Source organism: Paracoccus sp. 228 (assembly GCF_000967825.1).
GTDB classification, from domain to species: Bacteria; Pseudomonadota; Alphaproteobacteria; order Rhodobacterales; family Rhodobacteraceae; genus Paracoccus; species Paracoccus marcusii.
On record NZ_JYGY01000007.1, the window covers coordinates 36,509 to 58,688 of the forward strand.

19 protein-coding genes are annotated in these 22,180 nt (G+C 58.6%); 3 read left to right on the plus strand and 16 right to left on the minus strand.

What is annotated here, in order from left to right:
• Positions 1-85: 85 nt before the first annotated feature.
• The 10 genes from SY26_RS18040 to SY26_RS18085 form a co-directional block, all read right to left on the minus strand.
• Positions 86-1,239 (minus strand): IS3 family transposase gene (locus tag SY26_RS18040; protein WP_232303395.1). Its coding sequence is split into 2 segments (ribosomal slippage): positions 86-987 and positions 987-1,239, totalling 1,155 coding nucleotides; the frame shifts between segments, so codons are not numbered across the junction.
• A 137-nt stretch (positions 1,240-1,376) separates the two neighbouring features.
• Positions 1,377-3,320 (minus strand): integrase, encoded by a 1,944-nt coding sequence (locus SY26_RS18050; RefSeq protein WP_232303396.1) that lies wholly within the window; start codon positions 3,318-3,320, stop codon positions 1,377-1,379.
• Between the two features lie 209 nt (positions 3,321-3,529).
• Positions 3,530-5,335, minus strand: a complete 1,806-nt coding sequence (locus SY26_RS18055) for a hypothetical protein (protein WP_046001696.1) — start codon at positions 5,333-5,335, stop codon at positions 3,530-3,532.
• Complete coding sequence (locus tag SY26_RS18060; protein WP_046001697.1) at positions 5,332-6,717, minus strand: site-specific integrase; 1,386 nt, start codon at positions 6,715-6,717, stop codon at positions 5,332-5,334. Before SY26_RS18060 ends, SY26_RS18055 begins: the two co-directional genes overlap by 4 nt.
• Before the next feature lie 156 nt (positions 6,718-6,873).
• On the minus strand, positions 6,874-7,572 hold the full coding sequence (locus tag SY26_RS18065; RefSeq protein ID WP_084693916.1) for an ArdC family protein: 699 nt from the start codon (positions 7,570-7,572) through the stop codon (positions 6,874-6,876).
• 728 nt (positions 7,573-8,300) lie between these two features.
• Positions 8,301-9,065: a hypothetical protein gene (locus SY26_RS21275; RefSeq protein WP_157020526.1), complete on the minus strand. Its 765-nt coding sequence runs from the start codon at positions 9,063-9,065 to the stop codon at positions 8,301-8,303.
• Between the two features lie 83 nt (positions 9,066-9,148).
• On the minus strand, positions 9,149-10,588 hold the full coding sequence (locus tag SY26_RS18070; RefSeq protein ID WP_046001698.1) for a DUF4942 domain-containing protein: 1,440 nt from the start codon (positions 10,586-10,588) through the stop codon (positions 9,149-9,151).
• A complete protein-coding gene (locus SY26_RS18075) occupies positions 10,585-11,037 on the minus strand; it encodes a hypothetical protein (protein ID WP_042249951.1) in 453 nt (150 codons plus the stop codon). The genes SY26_RS18070 and SY26_RS18075 overlap by 4 nt, the downstream gene beginning before the upstream one ends.
• Complete coding sequence (locus SY26_RS18080; RefSeq protein WP_046001699.1) at positions 11,034-11,507, minus strand: hypothetical protein; 474 nt, start codon at positions 11,505-11,507, stop codon at positions 11,034-11,036. Before SY26_RS18080 ends, SY26_RS18075 begins: the two co-directional genes overlap by 4 nt.
• An 11-nt stretch (positions 11,508-11,518) precedes the next feature.
• On the minus strand, positions 11,519-11,776 hold the full coding sequence (locus SY26_RS18085; protein ID WP_046001700.1) for a hypothetical protein: 258 nt from the start codon (positions 11,774-11,776) through the stop codon (positions 11,519-11,521).
• A 466-nt stretch (positions 11,777-12,242) separates the two neighbouring features.
• On the opposite strand from SY26_RS18085, the gene SY26_RS20625 reads away from it, so the two are divergent.
• Entirely contained in the window at positions 12,243-12,527 is a 285-nt protein-coding gene (locus tag SY26_RS20625; RefSeq protein ID WP_084693917.1) for an HU family DNA-binding protein, read from the plus strand.
• A gap of 288 nt (positions 12,528-12,815) precedes the next feature.
• On the opposite strand, the gene SY26_RS21280 is transcribed toward SY26_RS20625, so the two are convergent.
• From SY26_RS21280 to SY26_RS18105, 5 genes are all read right to left on the minus strand, one after another.
• Positions 12,816-13,106 carry a hypothetical protein gene (locus SY26_RS21280; protein ID WP_157020527.1) on the minus strand — a complete coding sequence of 97 codons (291 nt, stop codon included), beginning with the start codon at positions 13,104-13,106 and terminating at the stop codon, positions 12,816-12,818.
• 1,059 nt (positions 13,107-14,165) lie between these two features.
• Positions 14,166-16,040 carry a ParB N-terminal domain-containing protein gene (locus SY26_RS18090; RefSeq protein WP_046001701.1) on the minus strand — a complete coding sequence of 625 codons (1,875 nt, stop codon included), beginning with the start codon at positions 16,038-16,040 and terminating at the stop codon, positions 14,166-14,168.
• Positions 16,041-16,302: 262 nt separating this feature from the next.
• A complete protein-coding gene (locus tag SY26_RS18095; RefSeq protein WP_052715370.1) occupies positions 16,303-16,716 on the minus strand; it encodes a DUF3768 domain-containing protein in 414 nt (137 codons plus the stop codon).
• A gap of 960 nt (positions 16,717-17,676) precedes the next feature.
• Positions 17,677-18,105, minus strand: coding sequence for a hypothetical protein (locus SY26_RS18100; RefSeq protein WP_046001702.1), 429 nt, complete (start codon positions 18,103-18,105; stop codon positions 17,677-17,679).
• A 136-nt stretch (positions 18,106-18,241) separates the two neighbouring features.
• Positions 18,242-19,441, minus strand: a complete 1,200-nt coding sequence (locus SY26_RS18105) for a DUF1173 family protein (protein WP_084693919.1) — start codon at positions 19,439-19,441, stop codon at positions 18,242-18,244.
• 176 nt (positions 19,442-19,617) lie between these two features.
• On the opposite strand from SY26_RS18105, the gene SY26_RS20630 reads away from it, so the two are divergent.
• Positions 19,618-19,824 carry a hypothetical protein gene (locus SY26_RS20630; RefSeq protein WP_084693920.1) on the plus strand — a complete coding sequence of 69 codons (207 nt, stop codon included), beginning with the start codon at positions 19,618-19,620 and terminating at the stop codon, positions 19,822-19,824.
• Between the two features lie 136 nt (positions 19,825-19,960).
• Here the strand turns inward: SY26_RS20630 and SY26_RS18110 are convergent, their stop codons facing one another.
• The gene (locus SY26_RS18110) at positions 19,961-21,007 is read right to left on the minus strand and encodes a Y-family DNA polymerase (RefSeq protein WP_084693921.1); all 1,047 of its coding nucleotides are present in this window, start codon (positions 21,005-21,007) and stop codon (positions 19,961-19,963) included.
• A gap of 186 nt (positions 21,008-21,193) precedes the next feature.
• On the opposite strand from SY26_RS18110, the gene argC reads away from it, so the two are divergent.
• On the plus strand, positions 21,194-22,171 hold the full coding sequence (gene argC, locus SY26_RS18115) for an N-acetyl-gamma-glutamyl-phosphate reductase (RefSeq protein ID WP_045983514.1): 978 nt from the start codon (positions 21,194-21,196) through the stop codon (positions 22,169-22,171).
• The last annotated feature ends 9 nt before the right edge of the window (positions 22,172-22,180 follow it).

The window sequence follows — 22,180 nt, forward strand, 5'->3', positions numbered from 1 at the left end:
TACTGTCACAGCCACGGGTGATTTATCTTCCCACTTGTCAGATGACTGAGGTGCTCCCCCTTCCTTGGACAGGATCTGGCGCTTTTTAAGCTCTGAGTTGCTCCTGTTGATCGAGTTGTGTGACTTCGATTTGCAGTGAGTAGATCACTGCCGGCGGTCGGCCGCCAAGGGCCTTGTGCGGCCGGCGGTGGTTGTAGAATTCCATCCACTTGCGGACACCGGCGCGTGCCTGCGATCCGGTCTCCCAAGCATGCAGGTAGACGCACTCGTATTTCAGGGTGCGCCACAAGCGCTCGATGAAGATGTTGTCTAGGTAGCGGCCTTTGCCATCCATCGAGATGCGGACGCCCGACCGCCGCAGGCGGTCTGTCCAGGCAAACGATGTGAATTGGGACCCTTGATCGCTGTTCATGATGTCCGGCGGTCCGAACCGATAGATGGCCTCGTTCAGCGCCTCGACGCAGAAGTCGGCGTCCAGTGTATTGGAGATCCGCCACGCCAGGACCATGCGGGTGTGCCAGTCCATGATCGCCACCAGATAGAGAAAGCCGCGACGCATTGGCAGATAGGTGATGTCCACGCACCAGACCTGGTTTGGCCGTTCCACCCGCAACCCGCGTAGAAGGTAGGGATAGATCTTGTGACCTTTTGCTGGCCTGCTGGTGTTGGGCTTCTGATAGATCGGCATCAGCCCCATCAGGCGCATAAGCCGACGTATGCGCTTTTCGTTCACCTTGTGGCCCTCGTTGCGCAGGTGCCAGGTCATCTGACGGACGCCAAAGAAAGGCGTGTCGAGGAACTGCACGTCGATCAGCCGCATCAGCGCGAGGTTTTGGTCCGTTTCACCCTGCAGCGTATAGTAAAACGACGACCGAGGGATCGACAGCAGAGCGCACTGCTGGCCGATCGACAGGTCCGGATGGTCGCGTTCGACCATGCCGCGCCTCACTTCCCGCCCCAAGGCTTCAGCTTTCTTTCCAAAAAAGAGTTGGCCACTGCCAGCTCTCCGATCTTGGCATGCAGATCCCGGACCTGGTCTTCGTCGATCACCGGCGCCTTGCGGCCACCGCGTTCAAAGACACCGGACGCGCCATCGAGCAGCGCGCGTTTCCATTGATTGATCATCGTCGGATGCACGCCGAACCGGCTCGCCAACTCCGACACGGTCTCCTCGCCTTTCAGCGCCTCAAGTGCCACCTTCGCCTTGAACTCAGGGGCGTGCTGCTTTCGTTTCGACATCGTCGATCTCCCTCGTGATGAAGATCAACAGACAGCAAAAACAGAGCTTACGTCAGTGTCCAGTTTTTGGGGGGCACCTCAGACCTCAATGAATGCTCCGTGTCTCACAGAAGATTTTTAAAAGAGCCCGCAAAATTTTAAGGTTTCGAGAACCCTTTAATTACATCTCGAATTCGCGCCTGTTCTGTCTTCAATGAGGAGCGCTGCAGGTCCGAAAGCCGCTTCTCCTTGAGAAGTTTTTTGGCGTCATCGTCTGCCCTCTTCCAATTTGGAATATGCTGAGCTCGGATACAGGCGTTGGGACACTTCGTCGGCTGACAGAGCGCAGTTTGCGGCTTATTTTGGTCGGTGGCTGTCTTGAGACAAAGGGCCATAGTGGGATCGAAAAAACAATCTGCCAACATGCCGACGTGAAACGTGCGGGCCAGATCGCCGAGCATCGCCCGTAGTCGTCCTCGATCGGCGATGCGTGCAGGAAGTGGGTCAAGTTCGCTGTCTATTTTTTCGAAGGAGACCTTCAGCCGGGCGGCCGCCGGGCCCCTTAACGTGTCACCGACCCGGTGGGCGTCGAAATATTCTAGTATGTCATCCATCTGACCATGCTGGTGCTCCTGATCGACTTGGCGCCTAAATCCAGACGAACTTGACCCCGCATATCCCTCAATTACAGCGACCGAGGCATGCTTATACTGGATCATGCCGGCAATCGTGCCAAAGGGCCGGTTGGCAATGTGCCACGCGAGAGTGCGGCGGAACTGTCGAGTATTAATCTTAAATGCCTTGTCATTGTTTGTCGTAGGGATCAACTCAGCCGAATTGTTACATGCCAACTCAGCATTGATGTGATCCCGGAAAGCGTTGATCGAGCGCACAATCTCTGTCGACAGGTGGGTCTTGCCCGCTCGATTCATGTCAAGAACCGGCCAGAGCGTGTCGGTGCCGTGAGCGACGCAGGCGTCTTTCGAGAGCCGTTCGAGGACCCCGATCACTTCGGCGATCGGCTCTATCGTAATCCAAGTGGCCGGCACTCCTGACACGCGTTTCCATTTGTAAGCTTTCGAGCGCACTCGGTATCGATCGATCAGCCCGTCGTCGCTGCGCGAGACGGTCAAACAGCCGTGGCGCATCGCCTGGACCTCGCAATCGCGCATGCCGGTCAGATAAGCGCACAGGATATATCCCGCTACCTGCAACATGCGCTTCTCGCGCTTCACGGCCAGATGATCGAAGCCCAAACGCCACGGTCGCCCAGTGTCCGGGTCGCAGGAGACAAGCGTGTCGAAGCCGCCTGATTCAACTCCATAGTTAGCTATATGTCGTTCAACAATCTGTCTCGCAGATTTGAGCATTCCAAGATGGCTTCCAGGGCTCACATGCAAATCAACACCCGCAACAAGATTCAGCAGATGCCAGTTGATTGGTAGATTACCCGCATTGTCGCGCGTTGCTCCATTCGTCGGCTGCGCCCAGACCGGCACGCCGCGACCTTCGTGAGCACGCACAGAAAGCCAGCGCTCGATCCGGGCGCAGCGCACAGCGATGAAGTCTTTGCGGGTGCGGTTCTGATCCGACTTTGAAAAACGTTTAGCGCTATCTGCTATTGCAGACAGTTCGGCGCGCGCAGCTAAGATGTCGACCGCAAATAGCTGCACGTATTTGAACGACCATTTCAACAAAGGCGTCAGGATCGGCTCTGGAATACGCTCAGTCTGGTTCTCCTGCCGCTTAGAGGAATGCCCGACAACGGACGCTGAACTCCGCCCCGGCCAGGGTTCAAATGGCAGACCAGCGCTTGGAAGGTGCATGCGATAGTGATGCAGATGCCAGATCGGCTTGAGCAGCAGGGCATTACTCGCCGGTTTTCGTTCCTTCGAAGACATAATGGTCTTGGCGTATCTATCCAGCAGCGCCTGATCAACACCGGCTATGTTAGTCGCGCCCAGCTCGGCGAGAACAAACTCGAAGAATTGTCGTATTTGATTGAAAGCTTGTTGAATATTCGCTGGCGGTAGGCGAGGCGCCCAGCCTGGAATGTGAATGTTGAGCCGTGCATAGAGATATTCCCGCATTGCTGCCGCCATTGCCGGGTCTTGCAGTGTATCGAACCTGACGGTGCAATCGTATCTCCGCGCATTCTCTCTAAATACCGCCGGGCTTAGGTCCCAACAGTCGTCATCGTATCGCGATAGCGCCTCCCGGTCGTAGCTGTCACGGAGCGGCATATGCGCCAGAACGTACCAATCGGATCGGCTCTCGCCGCTGTGTTCAGGATGTGACGCTTGCACTTCGATCATTGTGTGGTCTCAGGTGGCAGATACATTTGTGGCGGATCGGACGCGAGTGAAGCACGTGCCGCTGCGATCACCTCCGCCGAAAATGACGGCAGCACCTGCCGTGTGATCCGCGCGTGGACGTGGCCAAACTTGGCTGCCCAGTCTGCTGCGCCGAGCGCGGTCCTTTGCGCAACGATAAAATCCAGAAATCCCAGGATGGCGGGTAGCTTGCGCTCAGAGATGACAGCGTTGCGGCAATCGAGACAGCCCCAGAAGGGATGGCTACATGGGGCGCCGGATTTAGAGAACGGGCTCTTATAGAACCCCGAACAGCTCGCAAGCCAGACATCCTGAATGTCCGTCGGCGCAATGTGACTGTCCTCGTGTAGCGGAGTGCTGCGCTGCGGATCTGCAGCGGATTCATTAGCAATTAAAACCGGGGCGGTCATTACCTTAGCAGCCGGTCGTATCGCATCCTCCAAAGCCTCCACCACAGTGGTCTCGTGAAGTGGTCGCAAGGATGGAATATCGGCATAGTGCTGGGCCGCGACGTCGATCGAATGTCCGACTGCAAAACGCGTCATGTGCCCTCCGGTCTTGAGATACCAGAGCGCCTTATGGGTTTTGCGCAACCGTGACAGCAACAGGGTGAGCGGACGCCCCTCGTCATCGACGATACTGTGGCGCGTTATCCACTGACTTAGTGTCAATTTAGGATGCCGAACGACCGAATGGAAACCGCAAGAATGATAGAACACGAAGAGCGCATCTGTCGGATGGAACTGGCGCGCAGTCCTAGTCATCTCCGTAATGGCGCGGATCAAACCACCCGGAGTCGTTGGTCCACCGTCCCGCACGCGCATTGTCTTCTGCGCATGCCCATGGGCACGACGTTTCATGTAGCTAAGGGTTGCGGTTCCAGCCGACGCGTTGGTCAGGCAGTCGATCTTGAGCGTCTTGACGCATTCGATCTCAAGGCCAGTGTCGAGACTGAGAAGAGTTAGCAACGGTGGAAGGTCGTGAACCATCAGATAGAACCGCGAATAGATACCTTCGCGCAGTGCGGTCGTTGGCAGCCCGCGTGAATAGAGCGCGCTGTAGAGGGAGCTGGTGGCCTGGTCAGTGCGCGGAAGAAAGCCCCGTCTGACCACAGCTTCACTCACTGCAAGGGCTCTTTGCCGGATGGTGGGATCGGCGTGCGCAGCCAGTGCCTCCGGTAGGCAACTATCTATGCGCCGCATCAAAGTCGCGACGTCCGCTCGCGCCGCATCGCGCAGTTGCCGGGCGACATATGGACTATAGGCATCACGAGGACAGGGCCGCTCGAAGGCCCGCGCGCTCGTGTATCGCAGCCGATCGCGTAGGCTTTGCGATACCCGGTCAGGGTGTTCCGCGCTGATCTCGCGAAAAACTAGAACGATCTTCGACAAGAGCGTGAACGCGTGGACCCGGCTCTTGCCTTTTGCATCCAGCCAATCCTCAAATTTGTCGATATGCTTAGCCTCAATCTCAGAAGTCATTGTAAGGCTGGACGCTTCAGACGCTAAGAAGTCGAAGAAAATGGGTATTGCGTTGGCATAGGCCTTGACGGTGGTACGTGCACCGAGTGGACCGCCAATCTCGCTTAATCTGCGAATGGCCTGGGCGACGTCGATCGCCAATGGCCGAGGCCGGAGGTCAGTAAAATCTAGGATGGCAGTTCCACCTGATCGGGCTGAAATACTGAACCGTAGACCGGATACAGAACTGGGTTGATGCGCCTCTATGATGCCATCTTCGGTTGAGAAAGCGGCAATACGGCCTTTGCATGGTCTGGTGCTCATAGAACGTCACCATTGCTTACAAGCGCGAGCAGCCTCTCCACAGCAGTATCCACTGTATCTGCCTGCGCCGCGATCTGTTCGAGATAGACATAGGTTGTCGTGATGCTCGCGTGACCGAGCAACCGTTGCACCTGTTGCAACGGGTCGCTTAAAAGCTGGCGGTAAGCCTCCATGCCACTAACACCATGTGTGGTAAGACTAATTTGCTGTTCAATCAGCATGGCCAGCATGTGGACGGCGAACGTATGCCTGAGTTGATGGGGCGAAAGGCGGATATCGAGGCCCGCACCGCTACAGCGCCGGCTTGCCCGCAGAAAGATTGCCTCCCAGGAATTGAACCTAACTGGGAGACCAATCTCGGACAGCCACAGAGAGGCTGGCGCGCAAGGCATGCCCGCCGTGCAAAGTACAAGCCGCTGCCGCTCTTCTGTACCAAACCGGTCAATACGGGCCCTAGAACCGTCAGGCAGATTTAACATTGTGGGATCGCCTTCAGATTGCTCGGCGAAAATTGGCCGTGTAATTCTGCTCCACGCGGATCGAGCCTTGAATTTGGCAGTAGCACTGGCGCGCTCTATCTCGATGTAATCCTGAATCCGAACTATGACGCGGCGAGGAATCAAGATCGTCCGCCCGCGATTGCCTTTGCCAATCGGTGGCGCCAGCACAAATCTAATCTGTCGCCGAGTGTCGTTCTCCATGCCCGTCGCATAAAGCTCACAGGCCAATAGTGATCCCGCCTCTTCGAGCCGTAGCCCGGTTGAGACGAGTAAATCGGCAAAGAGCGAATTCCGTATACCGTTGCGATCTCGCGCTCCCGGCCGCTCGTGTCCGTTTTGCGTCTGCCCTCGAAGACCGAGCCTGTTGAACAACCGATAGACCTCCAGAGAAACAAATCGAGGCCGAGACGACACGGCGGATGGCTCGTACGCCATGTTCCGCTCTGCGCGAGCCGAGCGCTGGCCACCAAAGCCGCGCCGCCACATTTGCCGGTGCCGAAATGGACTGGATGCGATCAATTCGCGTTCCATACCCCACCGATAGAGCTTGTCGAGGGACGCAACAGAACGGTTCCAGGACGATGCAGAGATGCAATGAGAAGCGCCGCTACTTCGTCGAGTGCCGTGAAAGGCGATGACATCGTCGTATGACACAGACCAGACCGAAGTCATGCGGGCCTGTTCCAGAAATCGAAGCCATACGACAATGTCATAACCGATAGCACGAAGTGAGTGTCGGGATCGCGTGCCGTTCAGCGGAAGTTCCAGAAAAAACTGCTCGAGGTGGGGATCATAGAGTGCCCCATTGGCAAGAACTGTCGGAATGTCCCGATCAATGCCTTCTACTTTGCGAGTTTCCTGAAGTCTAATATCGCGTGCCATGTGGATACCCGATCTATCATTCCAACCTATACATCTTACCGGACGGCGGTGATCAGGCCAGCCACCGCCAGCTTTATGGGGAGCGCGGCGGCTGGCCTGACCACCCCCTACGTCGCGCTAATAGCAAAGCCGCAAGCCGACAGGTGGTGCAGACTGTCAAGATAAAGCAATCAGTTCCTCGAACGCATAAGCCTTGCGATCTGTAAAACGGGAAAAGCGGTCAAGGCGGGTGCTGTGTCCGGTCCAGTGGCAAGCCTCATGGGCCAGCGTCCCATAATAGCCTGCCGCATCGTGAAAGGTGGCAATCGGCGGCATGTGGATATGGTCGGCGGCGGGGTCGTAGTAGGCTTGCGGTTCGCCGCTGGTGCGAATTTCGGCCCCGGTCGCCGCAAAGAAAGCGTCAAGCGCCGGGTCGGCCTCGGTCCCAAGGTCACGCGCGGCCTCGGCGGGGGTGCCATAGTATTCCGGGGCCAGCCCCTCGATCTGCTCGGCGTTAAACACGCTGTAAGATTTCAGATAGGGCAGGCGGCGTTCCTCGCCGGTGTCTTTGTCCTCTCGGTCAAAAGTCCCGTATTTTACAACCGTGGCGCACCGCTCTCCCTTGCGAACGTTTCCGCCCGCCTCTTGGGCTTGGCGATAGGTGAACCAGAACGGGGCGCGATAGCCCTTGGCGTCTGCAGCCAGCCACAACATCAGGACGTTAATGCCGGAATAGGGTTCGCCGTTGCTGCGCAGCGGGAACGGCGCGCCGCCCTTCTCGCCCGTCCAAGGCTTGCGCCATGCSGGGGTGCCGGACTCGATGCTGGCAATGATGCTGTCGGTGACGTGCTGGTAGAGGTCGAACGATTTAGCCATTTGGCTTTCCTTTCTTTGCGACGATCCCGCCCGGTCTTTGCGCCGTGGTCGGGTGCCCAAAATGGGCGGGGGGTCAGGCGAGGAAGCGCGAAGCGCGCCCCTCTCCTGAACCCTTGCCTCCCGGCGAGGGCAGGGGGGGAACCGCCGCAATGGGAAAATCAAACGGACAAGGGGGTGGTGCGGCCCGCAGCGCGACGCGCGAGGACACGGCCCCGCAGGACGTGCAGCATTTTCATGTTGCGGTGGGGGACCAGTGGTCCCCAAACGGACAGGCGCGCAGCGCCTGGCCCAACAAGGGCAGGGGGCGTTTGGCTTGTCCAAATCCCCCCTGCGTCTCGATCGCCGCGCCCCGCGCGGGGATCTCGCTATTCTGAAAGAGGCCGCGGTGGGTCTGTGCCGCAGCTGCCGCAAGCCGCCCCCGGTTGCCCACAGGCCCTTGCTCGATCCTTGACGTCTCGCGCGGGCCTGCTGCGGTCCCGCGCCTTCACTCCCAAGGTCGTTCCCGGCGCGCGACTGGACAACCGCCGTCGCGCCCTGCGTCAGCGGTCCCGCCCGTCAGGGACGAGATGGACGGGGCAGGGCGCCCAGGACCGGTGTGCGGGGGGATGGCTCGGAGAGACATTCAACCGTGCAGCGCAGCCGGGCGCATCACCCCGACCAGCTCGGGTGGAGGCCGGTCTTGCCGGCCGGAACCGGGGGCGCGGCCCGAAGGGGACGCCCGGATCAGCTTACTCCTGCTTAGTCTTCCGTTTGAATTGATTTGCTCTAATAAATTCCACGCCCAATTGACGATATTTTTTATCCATATCCTCAATCCTCAATAGCATGTATCTTTCAGGCCACATCATCTTTAAAATATTTAGAATAATTCCTGAAAATTGAAGTATCCAAATATTAGCTTGATACCTTTTTTCTTCACCAGCGAGCTGATCAAAAACAACAAACGCTGAGTTACCGTCAGTTGGGTTAGTATAATAACTACTAAGATGCTCTATAGCGCCAATGTTAGGATGCCCGCCAAAATCAACAAAATTTTCTGTAAGGCTTGCAATTTCCGCCGCTAATTTAGCGTTGGATTTTTTCAAGAAATCTCTTGCTGCTTTGGGGCCATCTTTCCTAAATTTTTGTGCGGCCGCTTTTGTCTTATGTCGATTTTCCCAACAAGTTTGCCACTCTGAGCTGCTGGCAAAGAGGTGAGCGTAAGTCAGCGCCTCAAGCGAAGGTCGCAGAACAAGAGGAAGCTGATGGACACATCCTGCCTGTGCAAGCACGACTGCCGAGCGCCAATTGCTGTATGCGTAATTTATTAGCCCAACGGCTCTAAGCTTACCCGGACTACTCAAATTCCGAATAAGAATACCCATCGCCGTATCAGCCGCGTTAATAAACAAAGGCATGGGCCCGTCTAAATTTGACCTAACTGCGCCAAAATATTCACCAATACCACTCCACTCAGGCAAATCCTCAGGGCGCATTGGGGGAAATTTGTTCATGGCACTCCGATGGGTGGTCGGTAAAAATGGCCCCGCCGAAGCGGGGCCTAAGTCACTCCGTCGCAAAAAGGAGTAGGTTTTGCCTAGCACTTCTGAAGGGTCAGCACCACGGTGTTGATACGGACGCCCACGCTGGCGAAGCTCTCGGGCGGCAGGTCGCGCCACTGGTGGCAGCGATAGCCGCGCGGGGAATGCTGTGCGGCCCATGCCCGGAACCGCTCATGCTTGGTGGTCGATCCAACCTCGGCGGACGCGGGCAGGATCGCGCGCAGCTCGCCGCCCGATGCAAGAAAGTCCCACGCATGTTTGACGTGATCCATGAAATGGGTGCCTGAAAACGGCGGGTTCATCAGGATCAGGTCATAGACCGGCGCAGGCGTGACCTTCAGGAAATTTGCGCAATGAACCTTGAGCGCAGGGTGGGCCATGCCCCGCAATGCTGCTGCCCGGTCAGGGTGGATTTCGATAGCGTCCACGGTCGCGCCCATCTTCAAGACAGGCCGGACGATGGCGCCGATACCGGCGCTTGGCTCCAGAACACGGCTGCCCGCCTTGATCGTTAGATCAGAAAGCAATTCTTCGACCGTCGCCGCAGGCGTCGGGTAGAAGGCAAGATCCTTGGCAACAGCAGTTCCGGTGCGGAAGTCGGCGGGCTGCTCGTCGGACCCTGCGGCATCGGCCAGCACTTCGCCGTAATAACTCGCCAGAACCTGATTGACCTTCCGCAGCAGGTCGGCATCCTTCACCCACAGGTGCAAGTTGCCGTTCTTGAAGCATCGGGCGGTGAAATACTCGGTCTCGATCTCGGTTTGACGTGCGCCCCATCCGCCGCGCCGGGCGGCATTGATCGCGCCCTCAAGGTCGCCATAGCTCCGCTGGCCGGACAGTTGCGAAAACACCCGCTCGACGTCCGCCAAGGTGCGCCGCATCTGTTCGCCCCTGCCGGAATAGGACCAATAGCCGCCATCATCGAAAACCCATGTGAAGATCATGCGTTTGCCGATCTTGAACGCGTCGTGGCTTTTGAAAGCCGGGTCCAGTTCGGAAAAGGCGCGGGCCACGCCCCGCATGAAAATCAGGTCGGCATCGAGGGTCAGGCGTTCCAAGGTGGCGCGGATGTTCTCAAGCGTAGGCTCGGGCATGTCATCCGCCCCCATCTGCTTGTCCAGCTGGTCCCGTTCGGTGCGGTCCATGATTTCCTTGAGGCGGCTTTCCTCAACGATCCGCAGCCAGATTGCGGCATCGAGGGTGCGCTTATACCGGGCCAGGACGGCAACAGGATCAAAGGCGGAAAACAGGGTCGATTTCACGGCCTCGTTGTCGCTGTAGTGCAGATAGCAGGAATGCCCCGCGGTCGCGCCCTTGGCCGTCTCGGCCGCGTCCAGCGCGCGGCTGTAGCCGTCCGACAGGGTGCCGATAGCGTCCTGCATCTGCGTCAGCGCGGCCTCACGGGCGGCGCAGATGCTCAGGATGTTCATGGGCGCGACCAGCGCCCCGGCGCTGAATGTACTGCGGGTGTTCATGCTGCTGCCTCGTTCTCGATGGCTTCAAGGATTTGCTCGCGCAGCTCGGACAGCGGGTGCGCGTCGAAGTCGTCACCGCGAAAATCTTCCGGGTTGTCGTAACCGGGGATTTCGTCGTGGATGCGTTCGGCCAGACGGTCGGCAAGATCGGCCAGCGTCCCGGCGACAGTGACAGTCTCAAGGTCGGCATACTCGAACCGGGCTGCCGCGTTCCCGGACAGGGCGGCGAGGGCAAGGCCCGCGTCGTCGGCCTCGGCGTCATGGACAAGCCGCCAGCCTGCGCCGGTGTCGCCATAGATCGACCAGAAAGCCCGGCCTGCAGGGCTGCAAACCTCGATGGCTTCCGCATCCGTGCCCTCGCGGATCATCCTGACCGGCGACACGCGAAAGTCGGTAAAGGTGGCGGGGGTATCCCCCGCCACAAAACCGTTGAAGGAAAACCCGCTCATGCCGTTGCCTCCGGCTTTGCCGCAAAGGCATCGAGCATCAGGTAAAGCGTCTCCATCGTGGGCGGATCGCCATAGACGACCGTCCGCCCGGCCAGTTCGGGGTCGGCTTCACACTTGGCCCGAACGGGCAAATCGTGATCCAGATAGGCGTTCACGGTGAAGCGGAACTTCCCGGTCCCGGCGTCGTAGAAATAGACGTGCCACTTCACCAACTGGTCGGGGTTCTCGTCGGCTTCCGCAAACAGTTCATCCGCTGCGATCCGCTGAACCTCCAAGGATCGGGCGCAATCGCGGATGAAACCATTGCTTTTCGGCCCGTCAAAGGCCGCGCCTTCGCGGATGCCAAACGCGTTTCCGGGGCAACGCTCCCGCACAAGGCGGGCCAAGATTTGGGCACTCCGGGCGCTGCCTGTTGCTGCAACGTAGGGGGCGGGGTGAATATCGGTCTGTACGACAGAAAAACGGGTCATCTGCGGCTCCTTCACTGGCTCAGGGCCGAATAGGTGCCTTCATCCTCATAGCGGATGATGGCATCGCCGGTTTGGGACAGGCCGCCCCAGAAGGGGCCAAGGAAACCGGCAATCTTGGGCTGGCCCTGCAATTCGGTCCGCAGGCTTGCGCGGGTCTCGGTCCCGGTGATTTCGGTGCCCATGTCATCGACCCATGCGGCAAGGTCATCGGTCACAACGCGGCTCATGCCGCTGTCGTCGGTCATGGTGACGATTTCAAAAAGTGCCATTTGGCGTTCCTTCTTTTGCGACGATCCCGGCCCGGACTTTGCCCTGTGGCCGGTGCCCAAAATGGGCGAGGGGTCAGGCGAGGAAGCGCGCAGCGCGCCCCTCTCCTGAACCCTTGCCTCCCGGCGAGGGCAGGGGGGGAACCGCCGCAATGGGAAAATCCAGCGGCCAAGGGGGTGGTGCGGCCCGCAGCGCAAAGCGCGAGGACACGGCCCCGCAGGACGTGCAGCATTTTCCTGTTGCGGTGGGGGACCGGCGGTCCCCTGACGGACAGGCGCGCAGCGCCTGGCCCAGCAAGGGCAGGGGGCGTTTGGCTTGTCCAAATCCCCCCTGCGTCTCGATCGCCGCGCCTGCGCGGAGATCTCGCTATTTCAAATAAACCTGGGACCAAAATAGGAACAGATAAGATCGCTTCGGGTTATGATCAGCTAATTTCGTGACCTTGAAGTTTTTGCTGAGGTGGACTGCATGGTTCGTTCTGAATTGATAAAGAGAATTGTAGCTGAAAGACCTCATCTTCCATCAAGGGACGTCGAGGCCGCAGTTGATAAGATCTTTGAGGCAATTGTCGCGAGCCTTGCGCGTGGACAAAGGGTTGAGATCAGAGGATTCGGTGTTTTTGAAGTCAGACCTAGGGTAGCGTTCACCGGTCGAAACCCCAAGACCGGGATAGCGGTATCCGTACCGCAAAAGTCCGTGCCTTGGTTCAGGGGTTCTATCATGCTCTATGACAGACTTAATCTAAAAGATTAACAAAAGCTGTCTCACAAGATAATCAGGATGCGCGCCCTGCGTCAGCGGTCCCGCCCGTGAGGGACGAGATGGGCGGGGCAGGGCGCCCAGGACCGGTGTGCGGGGGGATGGCTCGGGACGAGACATTCACCCGTGCAGCGCAGCCGGGCGCATCGCCCCGACCATCTCGGGTGGAGGCCGGTCTTGCCGGTCGGAACCGGGGGCGCGGCCCGAAGGGGACGCCCTGCCTTTGCCCGTGCAAACGCTGCCTGACTGTTCACTTTGCAATTCACGAGGAAGGTAACGGCATCAAAACGGGTCAGTCCATAGCCATGCTATTGCCGCTAAAATACAGGCAGTCAGCAATGGTGGTATGGACATAGCAATATAGAAGGCGTGGGAAATATCTCCTGCTGGTTCAGCAAGGCTTTTCTTGGCAAGTATGACCAAACCTATCCCAATTAAAAAAAATATCGTAGCTACGGAGTATAACGCTCTAACGCGATATTTTTCTGGAACCGCAAATGACAGGATCAGAGGTATAGACGTGCATAGCCCTGTAAGAATGAGCAAAACGAGTATGTCATGGTCTATGAACATCGCCTGAATTCCTTCTGATCTGCCGACGACCTTCTTACCTCGAACTTCTACATCGCAGGGTAAACGGGCATTGAGCTATAATATGGCATGTAATCTGGGACGGGGTCGCATTTATGTAGCTCTCGATATGCTAGAGCATCTTTTACCCGTCTTATATAAGACGGCGTAACGGCACCAAGAGTATCTATAGATTGTGACTTTATCAGGATATTCTCTAAAGCCCTATCGGTTCCGTGGTTTATCATTAAAGATATATATGGCGTATTTTCCAATAGCTGCCTGTCTGTAAGGCTGTTCGGCCATAAATTTATTGGACTATCTTGCGCAGGTGTCGGGCACGAAAGACTGTCCGATTTATTGGCATGCGTGCATGAGATGCACAGTGATACGAGCATGATAGCAGAGTAAATTCGGATCATGCTTAGATCGCCTTTTAAAAACCTGTTACGTTAAAACGTGCGATACGGCTATTGTTTACATCTGCCAACTGTAAACCATGCAGAAATGCTTTGCATTCTGATATTCTCATCAAAATGTAAGGTGAGGGAAAGCAGCGACAGAATCTAGAACTTCGCCAACGTCTGCAGGCATATGTTCGACCTTGCCTGCCTTGCCGAAGGCGAGGCTCCGCCCGAAGGGCCGGGCCTGGCGGTGGGGGCCGGCGCAGACGGCCACCCCCGCCAGGTCATCAAGACGCCGCCCATTCCTGGCGTCCGCTTTGCTTTTCCTTGGCCCTGTCACGACAGAAGGCGGCGATGAAAAAAGGCCCCGCGCAAGGCGGGGCCAGTTGAACCTTCGTCGCAGAAGGATGGGCGGGGCCGCGCTCGACTGAACAGGAGCTGCGGCGGGAATGTCGGACTGAGCGGTGGCGAAACAGGGGTGGGCGTTCTTATGGATTGCAGCGGCGGTGTGCATCGTCTGCCGGTCTTCAATAAATGTTTATAGTTCACTGCGCGGGTCTATTCAGGTATTGCCATACCAATAAGTTGCATCTTATAACGTGTATACCTCTGTTGATAGATTGAAGGGGCGGCTATTCTCGCCGCCCCTTCTATTTTTTCAGAAGCAGTCCGGGGTCCAAGCCTCGATGCGGGCCTTCTTCTCCGCGTCGATCTTCCATGCCTTCTGATACTCGGCATCGCTGAACAGACGCTCCATGCACTGCGCTTTTTCGGCCTTCTTCTGCGCCTTGTGCGCCTTGAAGCCGTTCCCCTGCGGATCACAGCCGGTCAGGTCCAGATGCAGCGTGTCCAGATAGTCGGCGCTGACGCGGCTGAAAAAGTTCTCGGCGGTGGGCGTCCAGACCTTGCGGATACCAGCCCCGGCATCGGCCTCGATCAGTCCGAAGAACTCGGTGCCCCCCGCACCATAGGGCAGGGTCCGCGCCACACCCTCGACCAGCGCCGCGTTGCGGGCTTTCTTGCCAGCGGCGACGAACGTGCGGAAGGCAGTCGCCAGATCGTCCACCCGCAATTCCGGGCGGCTCCATGCCTCATGCCCGGCAGGGGCATGGGTCAGGCGCTCGGACGCTTCCAACCCCTCGGGCTTGCTCGGGCAGTTGTTGGGGCGGCCCGGCGACAGGTCGAAAACATGGGTGCTGACACCCGATGCCAGCGACATGCCGAAGGCCAGCAGGTCAAAGATCATTTCCGGCTTGTCCAGAAGCGCGGTCTGGATCGCGGCCAGCCGCACGGCCTTCATGTCCTCGACCAGCGCGCCGGAATAGGGCGACTTGGGCGCGTCTTCGACGCTGGCCGCGCCGTGGCGCGTTGCGGCATGGCCGGTCAGAACCTGCATCTCGATTGCCTCGGCGCGGTCATAGGGGCTGACAAGGGGGGCGGTTACGCAAAGCCGTCCATCGCTTCCTACATAGACGAACACCCCGGCCACGGCGCGCTGCGCATCGGTGTAATCTCCGTCAAGGATTGCGACGAGTTCCGCCAGTTCGGCCTGCCCTGCCTCGTCCAGAACGTCGCCATTCGCCAGTTCGGCCAACTCGTCATAACGCTCGGTCTGTTCCTCGGTCAGTTCGCCCTCGACGCGGTAAACGCGGTCCATCTTCTTGGTGGTGTCGTAGGGGATATAGCTGTCGGTCCAAACCTCTGCCCATTTCCAGACCGCCCCGGCCTTCGCCGCTTCCTCTTTCAGTTTCTCGATGAACAGGCGGTCCAGCAGGTCGGCATCGTGCAGCGCGGTCGTGTCGCTGAACAGGTCGCGGATCAACCGCCCGCCTGCGGCCTCGTAGGCGTCCAGCCCGACGAACAGGGCGCGGCGGTCGGTGCCGCTGATCGCGTCGGGCTGCAAGGCGCGCTTGATCTGGTGTTCCGACAGGTCGCGGCCCATCACCTCGGCCAGAACCTGCAAGGTCAGGGCCTCGTCCTGGGACACGGTGAAGGCTTTCGCCATGCCGAGGCTGATCTGCCCCGCCTTCAAGGCGTCCAGAACGGGGGCGGGCAGCGCGGCCAAGGCAAGGCGGCGGTAAACATGCGCCTCGGTCTTGCCGAAGCTGCGGGCGATGGTGGACACGTCTGCGCCTGCCTCCTTCATCCGGCCATAGGCACGGATTTCATCGGCGGGTGCCAGGTCCTCGCGGGCGGCGTTCTCTGCGCTGGCCCATGCCCGCGCGGTGGCCTCGTCAGGGGCGATGCGGACGGGAACGGAGGCCAGTTCCGGGTGGCGCTTGGTCACGGTCGGATCACGCTCGACCGCGCGGGCAATGGCGCGCAGCCTGCGGCCCCCGGCGACGATGCCGACGCGGCCATCCGCATCGACGGTGCCGGAAAGGTTCTGGATCAGGCCGATCATGGCAAGGCTGTCGGCCAGCAGGTCGATCCCCTCCGGGTCCGCGTCCTGACGCGGGTTCATGTCGGAGACGTAGAGTTGGGCCAGCGGGAAATACTGGATCGGGGCGGCGGCGATGATTTCGGTTTTCATGGGTGGCATTCCTGTTTGCGACGATTATGCTTATTGGTGCCTTGTCCGGCTGTGAGGGCAGGACAAGGCGGGGGGGCTTAAACGGCCCCGTGCTGGTTCAGGAAGCGGCGGCCGATCCCAAAATCATCGCCCTTCCTGACAAGTGCCCATGCTTCCGCGAGGCGCTGTTCAAAGATTGCTTTGCTCATGTGTTCACCCCCTTTCCGGTTGAAGCTGCGGGAAGCATCGGCCTGCTAACGGAGCAAAGCAGGCCGATCTCTGGTCAGTGTTCGGACGGCAGGTAGAGCGTCAGGACACGGCGCGTCTGGTCGGGGTCACAGGCACAATCGGGCATCGTTGCGCCGTAGGTGTAGGCGGTGTCGTAAAGGTCGATCTTCCAGAAAATCGCAGCGCCATCGGCTTCCACGCGCCCAAAGGAATGATCCTCCCAAGGGTCGTTTTCTTCGGTGAAGTCGCTGAAGTTGATAACCTTCTCCATCAAGGCGGATTTGGTCGCCACCGGCAGGGCCTCGAAACCCGGCGTGACGACAGCACGGCCTTTCAGATGATGGTCCCGCCATAGGGCGGCGAAGCCCAGGCAGCGCCGGAAGGCGTCGTTCTGCTCTGCGATCAGCAGGCGCAGCATGTGGTCGCGGGCCTGCTCGGCGGCGGTGTCGGTCTGGATTGCTTGTGCCATTTGGCGTTCCTTCTTTTGCGACGATCCCGGCCCGGACTTTGCCCTGTGGCCGGTGCCCAAAATGGGCGAGGGGTCAGGCGAGGAAGCGCGAAGCGCGCCCCTCTCCTGAACCCTTGCYYCCSGSCGAGGGCAGGGGGGGRACCGCCGCAATGGGAAAATCAAACGGACAAGGGGGTGGTGCGGCCCGCAGCGCGMAGCGCGAGGACACGGCCCCGCAGGACGTGCAGCATTTTCMTGTTGCGGTGGGGGACCRGYGGTCCCCWRACGGACAGGCGCGCAGCGCCTGGCCCARMAAGGGCAGGGGGCGTTTGGCTTGTCCAAATCCCCCCTGCGTCTCGATCGCCGCGCCTCGCGCGGGGATCTCGCTATTCTGAAAGGGGCCACGGTGGGTCTGTGCCGCAGCTGCCGCAAGCCGCACCCGGTTGCCCACAGGCTGACGCTCGATCCCTATGGTCTCGCTTACAGCCTGCTTCGGTCCCGCGCCTTCACTCCCAAGGTCGTTCCCGGCGCGCGACTGGACAACCGGCTACGCCTCGCGTCAGCGGTCCCGCCCGACAGGGACGAGATGGACGGGGCAGGGCGCCCAGGACCGGTGTGCGGGGGGATGGCTCGGGACGAGACATTCAACCGTGCAGCGCAGCCGGGCGCATCGCCCCGACCAGCTCGGGTGGAGGCCGGTCTTGCCGGCCGGAACCGGGGGCGCGGCCCGAAGGGGACGCCCGGATTGGTCAGAGGAACAGCGCAGAAATCTGCAACAGCATGCCAAATCCAATAAGCATCAGGATGACGTGCCAGAAGCTCCCTTCCGATTTTTCCTTGGTGGGATAACAAACCTCGTTCCTAATTATTCCACAAAACTCACAATGCGAAAGTGAATCAGATGTCGAGGCACATAAAGGGCAACAGTATTCCATGATAATCTCGCTTTTTGTTGGTTATCTTTTACTCTGAAACCAACTTTTAGTAACGACTATTCTGCTTACTTAATTTGACGCCTTTGCCAGCTCCGGTTGGGGCGATCTTCAACCGCAACCCTGCGCCGATGATGTAGCTCCTGAGAATATCCGGTTGTATCTGCGCGGCTTCATTCAGCATATCCGCCAAGATACCTGTATTTTTCTCGGCTTCACGTTGGAAGATCCGCCGGTAATCCCTGCTATCGAGATAGAGGTTGAAGATTTCATAGTCGATGTTCTTGGCGCATGAGACCATGTAGGCAGCGATATAGGTGATGCCTTTCTCTACCATGTAGTTCCGAGGCAGGCCATTGTCCCGAATGAAGTCGAGGCAGAAGTTCTCTGCGCCCTTTATTGCGAGTCTCATCTCGTCATCGCCATCGGAGAGACCGCCTACAGAGTTTATGGCAACAGCCCATTGAAAATGGTTCATCCTCGTAGCCTTTCAGTCCTCAACCAAACAATATAAATCTGACGCCGCTTAAGAAATGCTTCCATTTACTCTAGCCTTCTGGCCATTCAGAAACCAATAAACAAATGACCTGATAAGAAACCGCCGTGCCGTGCGATTATTTTGACTTGCCTGGGATACCAGGTAAGTCAAATTCTTCGGGTGCCCACAGCCACGGCGGATAGACGCCATTGGCGGCGATCTTTTTCAGGTCGTCATACGCCTCCTCTGTCATGTCGTGATTGGGGGCGAACATGGCGACAGGCGTTCCGGTATCCAATAGCAGAGCGTTGGCGACAGGGGCTGTGGCCGACAGGTTGTATTTCAGGCATTTGATGAAGTCGCGCTCGGCCAGGGCGTCCAGCAACTGGTGTTCGCGGTCGTGATCGAACGGAATCCATTGCCCGTTGACGGGCATGACGGCAATTTCGCGGATGTTGCCGTGGCTCGGCTTCGGGCTGAAGGTCGCGATGACGATCAGGTGGCTGTTCGGTGTGGCCTCGATCGTCTCGATCTTGTCGGCCGCGATCCTGTCGAACCGCTTCCCGGTCTCCTCGTCCAGGAACATGGGATAATCCGGCAGATGCTTGAGGATCAGCTTTCGACCGTAGGTCGAAGGCTCATAGCCTTTGTATTCCGCGATGACGACGCCAAGGGGTGTGGGCTTTCCCGCAACCGGCTGAAGCCGGTGCAGGAAGCGACGCCGGTCGGCGGCGAGCCTTTCCTTTTCCTCGATCGTATAGAGCGGCGGGACAAAGAGGTTGCCTGAGATCGGCCCGGCCTTCGTGCTGACTTTTGCGGCCGCGGCCATCAATTCACGGTGGATGATGAACCAGCTGCGGCGGCGGCCGAAACTATTCCGCCACCTGTTCAAACCTGCGGCTTCCCAAAGGTAGTGCAGCATGGCCAGCAAACGCAGCTTTGCCGGGCTGGCGACGGCGGATGATGCGGCCTCTCCGGGATCGGCCACGGGGGCGGCCCGTCCGCCCTTCACTGATAGCGGAAAATCCAGTTTGAGCATCGTGCCGCCCGCCTCGTCGGTCACGATGGCCTGACCGTTCACCTGGCCCAGGCCGGACAGTTCCGGGGGTGGATCGAATGTCTCACAAACCGGATCGTGAAGATGGCCCGTTCCGGGCATTCGTTTCAGGATATATTCGTTCCCGACCTTGGCGATATACATTGCCGGTTCCTGACGGCTGCATTGGCACAGCGGCCTGGCCTTCTTATCGTATGCGCCTTCCAGGATACGCTGCAAACCTTCGGTCGATGTGCTGAAACGCGAATGACCGAGGCGATAAGTGTTGTCGGCTTCCATAATGCTCTCCTTCAATAAGAAAGAGAATCGCCTATATCAGCCATCATTTCCAGAGAATATTACAGTGTCTGGTTGTAAATTAGCACGGCGCTGATTTAAACTTGGGGAATCCGTATCACGCCAGATGGTCGATACCGAAATATGAAACGCATTAACCAGACAGGTGCGCATACACAATGAAAGTCACCCATACCGAAACCACGTTCACGATGACCGGCAGGTATTGGTCCGGCACATACCCGATCAGCGAGCTTCCCAAATGGCTCAGCTTCTATCAACGGCTTCGTGCTGATTTTCCAAAATCAGGAACGGCATATGATGAATGTATTGAGGAACTGGAACAGTTGACACAACAGTTGCGCACCGGAAATACAGCTTCCTGACGGTGACACACATGAACATGGCAGATTGCATGACAAAGAATTGGTCAAAAAGTTTTGGTATGCTCTCGCCTATTTTTCTATATCGGTAATATTCCTTGTTGTCGTTTGGGGTCTGGGCAACCCTGCTCAACCTGTATCAAACCTTTAGGGTTGGTAGCTCGCTGATCCTCGTGGTGTAACGCGGCGAACGGTGATCCGCTTTTGTCGCCCAGGATCGGTCAACACCTTCCCGCGCCAGCACCATCGTCTTCTTGCCAAAACGGTCATTGATCGCATCGAGCGCGTCCGTCAGGCGCGCGTCGCGTGGCCTTTCCGGTGGAAAAAGCATGGCAGGCTGGTCGCCTTCGGGCAGCAAGTCATCAAGGATGATCCCGGCCTTGGTGTAGCCATAGCCGTTTCCTGAAGGATCGCCCTTCCAGCCTCCCCGCGCAGCTGAGACAGCGGCATCTACCAGGTCGAACGTATGGTTTGACATGGGCCGCAACCGCACGCTGCGGGACGCAGAGTGTTGTGGGCGGTCGGACTTGTGCGGGTTCGTGTGAAAAAAAACGGTCAGCGCACCTGCAACCAGCTCGTGCTGGCGCAGCTTCTCGGCCGCCCTTGTGGCATGCGCGGTGACGGCCTGGGCCAGCGTGTCGAAACTGGTCATGGGCGCGCCCGCAGAGCGGGTGACGGCCATACCCTTGCGCTGTGGGGGCACGTCCTCAAAATCAATGCACGACAGCCCGCGCAGCTCGGCCACCAGGCGTTCAAGGACAACCGTGCCGATCTTGCGGCTTAGGGCCAGAGGCAGATCCCGCAAGTCGGCGGCAGACTTGATCCCCTGGGCCTTCAGCTTGGCCTCGGTCGCGGACCCGACGCCCCAGATTTCTCCGACAGGAATGCGACGCATTACATAGTCCCGCACGTCCTCGTTCATGAGATTGCAGACCCCGGAAAAGATCGGGTTCTTCTTGGCGGCGTAATTCGCCAGCTTGGCAAGCGTCTTGGTAGGCGCGATGCCCACGCAGGTCGGGATGCCCGTCTCGGTTCTGACCGCATCCCGCATCCGGGCGGCATGGGCTTCCATGCGATCCCCGAAGCCGGATAAATCGACAAAGCTTTCGTCAATCGAGTATGTCTCAAGGCGCGGGGAATAGCTGTGCAGGACCTCGGTGACTCTACGACTTACGTCACCATTTATGTGGAATAGAAGTCAATCCCCGCCAGTCTGTTGCGGCAGTACGCTGAACCTTTTATTTTGCCGCTTCCATGGTCCGGGGATCAGCAGCGGATTTGTGTGGGAAGCGTGGACAATGGGGCGTAAATCATCGAAGTTTCCAGTGAACTTGCTGATTATGTTTACCGCTTTTGTAAGTAGGACATCACCATGAGCATTCGCGTCGGCATTGTCGGCATCAGCGGTTTTGGCGGCGGTGAAGCGCTGCGCCTGATCGCCAGCCACCCGTCGTTCGAACTGGTGTACGCCGCAGGCGAGGGTAGCGCCGGCAGTCGATTGATTGACCGCTTCCCCGGCGTGCCGGACAAGCTGGCCGACCTGGTGATCGAGAAATGGGACCCTGCTGCGCTGCCGAAGCTAGACGTGCTCTTCGCCTCGTTGCCTACGGGCACATCGGCCGAAGCGCTGGCGCGCGTTCCGGACGGAGTGAAGATCGTCGATATTGGGGGCGACCACCGCTACGTCGAGGGATGGGCATACGGCTTGGCTGACGTCTGGCCTGCACAACTCGAAGGTCAGAGCCGCGTCGCCAACCCCGGCTGTTTTCCTGCAGCTACGCTGAATGCTCTGGCTCCACTGCTGGTGAACAAGCTGATCGCGCCCAGCAACATCATCATCGACGCCAAGACCGGCATTTCCGGCGCAGGTCGGGGCGGCGGTGACAGCAAGTTCGGATACGCAGAGAGCAACGAGAACTTGCAGCCCTATGGTCTGCTCAAGCATGTCCACATGCCTGAGATAGCCAAGACCATCGAACATCTCAGCGGTGGCGACGCCTTCGGTCTGGTTTTCACGCCGCATCTGGTGCCGATGACCCGTGGTGTGCTGGTCACCATCTACTGTCGCGGAACCGCGACTACCGATCAGTGCCTAGACGCGGCAAGGCGCTACTATGCCGACCGTGCCTTTGTGCGGGTGACCGATAAGCCGCCGCAAACAAAATGGGCTACCGGCTCGAACCTTTCATTCGTCAGCTATGCAGCTGATCCAGAGCGAAACCTGGTGATCGCGATGGGTGTGGTGGATAATCTTGGCAAGGGTGCAGCCGGCCATGCGGTGCAAAACGCAAACCTGATCTGCGGCCTGCCAGAAACCACCGGTCTGGAAGGCGCATCTGTTTGGCCGTGACAGGAGGGC

Coding starts and splice junctions, on each gene's coding strand:
- SY26_RS18050 (WP_232303396.1), bottom strand. CDS start 3,320: ATGGCGGCAGCAATGCGGGAATATCTCTATGCACGGCTCAACATTCAC.
- SY26_RS18055 (WP_046001696.1), bottom strand. CDS start 5,335: ATGAGCACCAGACCATGCAAAGGCCGTATTGCCGCTTTCTCAACCGAA.
- SY26_RS18060 (WP_046001697.1), bottom strand. CDS start 6,717: ATGGCACGCGATATTAGACTTCAGGAAACTCGCAAAGTAGAAGGCATT.
- SY26_RS21275 (WP_157020526.1), bottom strand. CDS start 9,065: ATGAACAAATTTCCCCCAATGCGCCCTGAGGATTTGCCTGAGTGGAGT.
- SY26_RS18070 (WP_046001698.1), bottom strand. CDS start 10,588: ATGAACACCCGCAGTACATTCAGCGCCGGGGCGCTGGTCGCGCCCATG.
- SY26_RS18075 (WP_042249951.1), bottom strand. CDS start 11,037: ATGAGCGGGTTTTCCTTCAACGGTTTTGTGGCGGGGGATACCCCCGCC.
- SY26_RS18080 (WP_046001699.1), bottom strand. CDS start 11,507: ATGACCCGTTTTTCTGTCGTACAGACCGATATTCACCCCGCCCCCTAC.
- SY26_RS18085 (WP_046001700.1), bottom strand. CDS start 11,776: ATGGCACTTTTTGAAATCGTCACCATGACCGACGACAGCGGCATGAGC.
- SY26_RS20625 (WP_084693917.1), top strand. CDS start 12,243: ATGGTTCGTTCTGAATTGATAAAGAGAATTGTAGCTGAAAGACCTCAT.
- SY26_RS21280 (WP_157020527.1), bottom strand. CDS start 13,106: ATGTTCATAGACCATGACATACTCGTTTTGCTCATTCTTACAGGGCTA.
- SY26_RS18090 (WP_046001701.1), bottom strand. CDS start 16,040: ATGAAAACCGAAATCATCGCCGCCGCCCCGATCCAGTATTTCCCGCTG.
- SY26_RS18095 (WP_052715370.1), bottom strand. CDS start 16,716: ATGGCACAAGCAATCCAGACCGACACCGCCGCCGAGCAGGCCCGCGAC.
- SY26_RS18100 (WP_046001702.1), bottom strand. CDS start 18,105: ATGAACCATTTTCAATGGGCTGTTGCCATAAACTCTGTAGGCGGTCTC.
- SY26_RS18105 (WP_084693919.1), bottom strand. CDS start 19,441: ATGGAAGCCGACAACACTTATCGCCTCGGTCATTCGCGTTTCAGCACA.
- SY26_RS20630 (WP_084693920.1), top strand. CDS start 19,618: ATGAAAGTCACCCATACCGAAACCACGTTCACGATGACCGGCAGGTAT.
- argC (WP_045983514.1), top strand. CDS start 21,194: ATGAGCATTCGCGTCGGCATTGTCGGCATCAGCGGTTTTGGCGGCGGT.